Genomic DNA, 3,437 nt, shown 5'->3' on the forward strand with positions numbered 1-3,437 from the left:
CGACACCCTTCGTTGTATCCGCGACCTGATCAGACTTCGGACTCACTCATCTAGGGGCGGGGCGTTGCGCCGGTCACATGCCGCGCGGCGCGGGACCGGGGTGCCGACCGCCTCCGGCCGCCGGGGAAACCTCGGGGGTGTTGCGGTGTTGGAACGAGCACGGTCGCGTCGGGCCGGTATGTCGTCGGCATGTCAGCAGGTGCGGGCACTTGTCAGCGGTTTGTCAGTACCCGGCCCGAGACTGGCGGAATGAACGGAAACGGGGAGGAACGATGACTGACGCCATCCGGGCGGAAGGTCTGGTCAAGACGTTCAAGGAGCAGACCGCCCTCGGCGGAGTCGACCTGACCGCGCGCACCGGAGCCGTGCTCGGTGTGCTGGGGCCCAACGGCTCCGGCAAGACGACGACCGTGCGCATCCTGTCGACCCTGCTGCGGCCCGACTCCGGGCACGCCCTCGTCGGCGGCTACGACGTCGTCCGCGAACCGCACCAGGTGCGCCGCCAGATCGGACTCACCGGCCAGTACGCGGCCGTCGACGAGGACCTGACCGGGACCCAGAACCTCGTTCTGATCGCCCGGCTGCTGGGCTTCTCGCGCACCGCGGCCCGGGCGCGCTCCGCCGATCTGATGGAGCGCTTCGGCCTCGCCTTCGCCGCCGACCGCCCGGCCAAGACCTACTCCGGCGGCATGCGCCGCCGGCTCGACCTCGCCGCGAGCCTGGTGGGCCGCCCGGCGCTGCTCTACCTGGACGAGCCCACGACCGGACTCGACCCCCACAGCCGGAACGAGCTGTGGGACGTGGTGCGCTCGCTGGTGAACGACGGCGTCACGGTGCTGCTGACTACGCAGTATCTGGAGGAGGCCGACCAGCTCGCCGACGACATCGCGGTCCTCGACCGCGGAGAGGTCATCAGCAGGGGCACCCCCGACGAGCTGAAGGCGCGGGCGGGCGCCCAGGTGCTGCAGGTGCGGCCGCTGGAGGCGGACCGCGTGGAACAGGTCGGCCGCATCGTCGAGGCCGTCACCGGCTCGGAGATCCGCACCAGCGAGGGCGCGGCCAACGCCTCGGTCACCGACACCACCGTCATGCCCGAGGTGGTGCGCCGCCTCGACGACCAGGGCATCGCGGTCTCGGAGCTGACCCTGCGCAGGCCCAGCCTGGACGAGGTGTTCCTGGCCCTGACCGGGCGCACCGCCGAGACCGCCCCCGTCGACGACGGCGCCGCCGGCGCCGAGGAGACCGAGAGGACGCACGCATGAGCGCCGTGGACACGGCCGAGCCGGCCGGCGGCACGACCGCCGCGCCCGTCGTCACGCCGCGCATCACGCCGCTGTCGGCGGCGCAGCACGGCGCGCTGCTGACCTGGCGCAGCCTGCTGAAGATCAAGCGCAACCCCGAGGAGGTCCTCGGGCTGACGTTCATGCCGCTGATGTTCGTCGCGCTGTTCGTCTTCGTCTTCGGCGAGGCGATGATGGGCGACTGGCAGGCCTACCGCGACCTGATCACACCGGGGATCATCGCCCAGTCGGTCATCTTCGCCACGATCGGCACCGGCGTGGCGCTGAACACCGACATCGAGAAGGGGATCTTCGACCGGTTCCGGTCGCTGCCGGTGGCGCGCTCGGCGCCGCTGATCGGCGCCATCCTGGGCGATCTGGTCCGCTACCTGCTGACCGTGATCATGGTGCTGCTGGTGGCGGTGGCGATCGGCTACCGCCCCGCGGGCGGCGTGCTGGGCGTGCTGGCGGCCACCGCGGTGGTCATGGCCTTCGCGTTCGCGCTGTGCTGGCTGTCGGCGTTCATGGGGATGCTGCTGCGCACGCCCATGGCGGTGAACATCTTCGGGTCGGTGTGGATGTTCCCGCTGACCTTCGGCAGTTCGGCGTTCGTGCCCACCGACCGGATGCCGGGGTTCATGCAGACCTTCGCCGAGGTCAATCCGGTCACCCACGTCATCAACGCGATGCGCGAGCTGCTCGCGGGTCGGCCCGCCGGCGAGTCGCTGCTGTGGGTGCTCGCGTGGATCGTCGCGATCACCGCGGTGTTCTTCCCGCTCGCCACCCGGGCCTACCGGCGGCGGGCCTGAGGTCGCCTTGGGCGGCGGCGCCCCGCGCACCCGCGCGGGGCGCACGCGTGCGCCGGCCCTGGCGGGGCCGGCGCCGCAGCACCCGCCGGGCGCGGGGTTTCGGGCCGCCGCGATCCGCGGCCGCGCGATCAGGGCGCCCGGGCGGGAACCGCGGGCCGGGGACGTGCATCGAAGCCCTGTAGGACCGACCCCTCGAATCCATTCGTGCCCGCCGCACGGCGGCGGCTCCACCCCCGATCGGAAGGACACCATGGGCTTCAAGCGCTTTCTCGCCGCGATCGGCATCGGCGGCCCGAGCATCGACACCGTCGTCACGCAGGCGCAGGCCCGGCCCGGCCAGCAGCTCGCGGGCCACATCGACCTGGCCGGCGGCGAGGTCGACGCCGACATCGACGAGATCGCGGTGGCGCTCGCCGCGCGGGTGCAGGTGGAGATCGGCGACTCCGAAGGCGAGGTCACGCGGGAGTTCTCGCGCGTCGTCGTCAGCGGCGCCTTCCGCCTGGGCGCGGGCGAGAACCGGCGGATCCCCTTCACCTATCCGGTCTCCCTGCAGAGCCCGCTGACCGACGCGGGCGGAGGGCCACTCCCCCGTGCCACGCTCGGCCTGAGCACCGACGTGGTGATCGGCGGCCAGCCCGACAAGGGCGACCTCGACCCGGTCCGGATCCACCCGCTGCCGGCCCAGGACCGGGTGCTGGAGGCGGCGCACCGGCTCGGTTTCACGCTGGCCAAGACCGACATCGAGCAGGGCCGCCTGTCGGGCACCCGCCAGGAGTTCCCGATGTACCAGGAGCTGGAGTTCAAGGCGGCTCCGCAGTTCCGCGGCCGGATGAACGAGATGGAGCTGTCGTTCGTCGCCGATGAGCGGGGCGTCGACGTCGTCATCGAGGTCGACAAGCGCGGCGGCCTGTTCACCGAGAGCCAGGACCGCTTCGCGCGGTTCCGGATCGAGCACGCTCAGGCCGAGCAGCCGGGCGACTGGTCGCCGATGCTCGCCGAGACCGTGGAGTCGATGCTCAAGCGTCGCGGCCTGTTCGGCTGAGGCCGCGGCGCCTCCCAGCGGGCGCGGGCGGGCCGCGCGGGCCTTGGCGGGTGGGGACCGGCCCGGTGCCCGGTGAGAGCCGCCGGCGCCGCAGCGGGGGGCGGGTGCTGCTCGCCATGCGAGCGTCTGCACCCGCCGCCCGCCGGAAGCGCGCCGCACCGCCCGCAATCCTCGGCGCGCCCTCCGGCTGGAGCCGCACCGCCCGCGCCCCGTCCCCGGCGGGAAACAGGACAGCGCGCACGCGGCGGCGCCGGGCCCCGGCGCTTCGCGCGCCCGCGCGCCCTCACCGCGGCTCCGGCGCCGCCG

The 3,437-nt window shown here is 73.2% G+C and carries 3 protein-coding genes; all 3 read left to right on the plus strand.

Translation table 11 applies throughout. From position 1 onward, the window contains the following. The first annotated feature begins 272 nt into the window (after positions 1-272). The 3 genes from ABEA15_RS25465 (at position 273) to ABEA15_RS25475 (ending at position 3,131) form a co-directional block, all read left to right on the plus strand. The gene (locus tag ABEA15_RS25465; protein ID WP_345559605.1) at positions 273-1,262 is read left to right on the plus strand and encodes an ATP-binding cassette domain-containing protein; all 990 of its coding nucleotides are present in this window, start codon (positions 273-275) and stop codon (positions 1,260-1,262) included. After that, entirely contained in the window at positions 1,259-2,089 is an 831-nt protein-coding gene (locus ABEA15_RS25470) for an ABC transporter permease (protein ID WP_344146584.1), read from the plus strand. Before ABEA15_RS25465 ends, ABEA15_RS25470 begins: the two co-directional genes overlap by 4 nt. Before the next feature lie 250 nt (positions 2,090-2,339). Next, positions 2,340-3,131, plus strand: a complete 792-nt coding sequence (locus ABEA15_RS25475) for a sporulation protein (protein ID WP_344146581.1) — start codon at positions 2,340-2,342, stop codon at positions 3,129-3,131. The last annotated feature ends 306 nt before the right edge of the window (positions 3,132-3,437 follow it).

It is taken from the genome of Streptomonospora halophila (assembly GCF_039542725.1).
In the GTDB taxonomy this organism is placed as follows: Bacteria; Actinomycetota; Actinomycetes; order Streptosporangiales; family Streptosporangiaceae; genus Streptomonospora; species Streptomonospora halophila.